Source organism: Pseudomonas sp. 05T35, assembly GCF_056396605.1.
Genome location: NZ_JBFTLU010000573.1, coordinates 1 through 2396 on the forward strand (window position 1 = coordinate 1; position 2396 = coordinate 2396).

General features: G+C 62.3%; 3 protein-coding genes. 2 read left to right on the forward strand and 1 reads right to left on the reverse strand.

What is annotated here, in order from left to right:
• Positions 1 to 721: pyrimidine/purine nucleotide monophosphate nucleosidase domain-containing protein (locus AC1DH9_RS27385; RefSeq protein WP_477809158.1), on the forward strand; the 721-nt coding region annotated here is incomplete at its 5' end.
• Between the two features lie 98 nt (positions 722 to 819).
• Positions 820 to 1380, forward strand: coding sequence for a histidine phosphatase family protein (locus tag AC1DH9_RS27390; protein WP_427542917.1), 561 nt, complete (start codon positions 820 to 822; stop codon positions 1378 to 1380).
• Positions 1381 to 1390: 10 nt separating this feature from the next.
• Here the strand turns inward: AC1DH9_RS27390 and AC1DH9_RS27395 are convergent, their stop codons facing one another.
• Positions 1391 to 2302, reverse strand: a complete 912-nt coding sequence (locus AC1DH9_RS27395) for a pyridoxal-phosphate dependent enzyme (protein WP_477809159.1) — start codon at positions 2300 to 2302, stop codon at positions 1391 to 1393.
• Positions 2303 to 2396 lie beyond the last annotated feature (94 nt).

The window sequence follows — 2396 nt, forward strand, 5'->3', positions numbered from 1 at the left end:
GCCCGGGATTATTGCGGCTGAAGCGCCGAACCCGATTGTCAATGAACTGGTGATCCTGCCGGACATTGAAAAGCGCCTGGAAGCCTTCGTCCGCGTCGGCCACGGCATCATCATTTTCCCGGGCGGCGCCGGTACCGCCGAAGAGTTCCTCTACCTGCTCGGGATCCTGATGCACCCGGACAACCGCGACCTGCCCTTCCCGGTGATCCTGACCGGGCCGAAAAGCGCGGAGCCGTACTTGCAGCAACTGCACGCCTTCGTTGGCGCGACACTGGGCAAAGACGCGCAGAGTCACTACGAGATCATCATCGACGACCCGGCCCAGGTGGCCCGGCAAATGACTAAAGGGCTCAAGGACGTCAAGCAGTTCCGTCGCGAGCGCAACGATGCGTTCCATTTCAACTGGCTGCTGAAGATCGACGAAGGCTTCCAGCGCCCGTTCGATCCAACCCACGAAAACATGGCCAGCCTGCAACTGCGCCACGACCTGCCACCGCACGAACTGGCGGCAAACCTGCGCCGGGCGTTTTCCGGCATCGTTGCCGGTAACGTCAAGGACAAGGGCATCCGCCTGATCGAGAAATACGGTCCTTACAAGATCCACGGCGACGCGGCGGTCATGCAACCGCTGGACAAACTGCTGAAAGCGTTTGTCGCGCAACACCGCATGAAACTGCCGGGTGGCGCAGAGTATGTGCCCTGCTATCAGGTCATCAGCTAAAAACACCCGCGCGTCGACAGGCTCGGAACCATTCGGTTCCGGGCCTTTCTTCCCGCCTCGCGACGCGCGTCCCCCCAACACAACCTGAGAGATTTCCAGTGCAGAGCACCCGTTTGACCCTGATCTGTCACGCCCGGACAGCAGCCCAGAAACTGGCGCGCTTTGCCGAGGATGAGTCAGTGGAAATGGATTGGCAGAACGCAAAAGGTTCATTGGCCAAGCGTTTCAAACGAGCGCCACGCCTGCTCAGCGCACCGGAAGCCCGGGCCCGAGAGACCGCCGCGCTGTTTGGCGCGGACATGGAAATTGTTCCGGCCCTGCGCGATTGTGATTTAGGTCGCTGGAAGGGGCTGCGGATCGATGACCTGCAACGAGACGAACCCGAACTGCTGCACGCCTGGTTGAGCGACAGCACCCATGCTGCGCATGGCGGTGAATCAGTGGCCCAACTGTGCGAGCGGATCGCTACGTGGCTGGAGACCCTGGTCAGCCAACCGGGGCACATCCTTGCGGTCACTCACCCGTTCGTGATTCGGGCCGCGCTGATGCACGTGATGCAATGCCCGCCCGCGCAGTTCAACACGATTGACGTCGAACCGCTGGCCGCCGTCGAACTACGCTACAACGGCTGCTGGCGACTGCGCCTGACGCCAGCCTGAACCCGTGACGTCAAAGGTTCTGCCAGCCGGCAACCTTCTGCGCACTGATGYTGATCCCGCCACACACGATAATCACCACATCATGGGCACCGGCAATCGCCGGGTGATCCAGATACGCGACGGCCAGCGAGACACCGCACGCCGGTTCCACCAGTTGACGCAGGTCATCGGCATAACGGACGACGCCCATGATGGCTTCGGCATCCGTCAGCACGACACACGTGTGCGGGAAGTGCTGGATGTGCTCAACCGGCCATTGCGCAACTTGCAGCGCCCCGAGTGAGCTGGCAACGGTGTTGATTTCGGAGAGTTTGACCGGATGCCCGGCCTTGACCGCAGCGTCGAATGACGCTGCGCCCTCGGTTTCGCAGGCGATGATCCGGCAATCCAGCCGGGCGTGTCGCTCCAGGCCGGTGAGGATCCCGGCCAGCAAACCACCCCCGCCCACCGACGCCACGATCGTGTCGACCTGAGGGCAGTCCTGCAGAATTTCATCGATCATCGTGCTGTGCCCTTCCCACAGCGTCGGGTGGTCGAACGCCGGCACGTATTCGGTATCAGGCGCATTGGCGAGTTCCAGCGCCAACTGGTTGGCCTCGTCCCACACCTGACCGTGCACGATCACCTGTGCCCCGGTTTTGGCGATTCGCGCCCGGGTGCTTTCCGGGGTGGTGTGCGGAACGATGATGCTCGCTTGCAGCCCCAGCGCCGCGGCGGCCACTGCCGTCGCATAGCCGGCATTGCCGCCGGACGGACAGACCACTTTCTTCATGCCCTGCTCGGCCGCGCGGGTGCAAAGCAGGCCCATGCCACGCAGCTTGAATGAACCGCTGGGTTGCAGGTTTTCCAGCTTGAGCCAGATGCGCCGGCTGGGYGTCGAGAGCCCCGGATGGAGTATCAAGGGTGTTCTGATATGCAGCATCGCGGGCATCCTGATCAAAAAACGGATAAATGGAAAGCGGGTACCGGTGCTGGCAAAGGCACATTCGACGAATGCCCCCAGGACCGGGCTACAC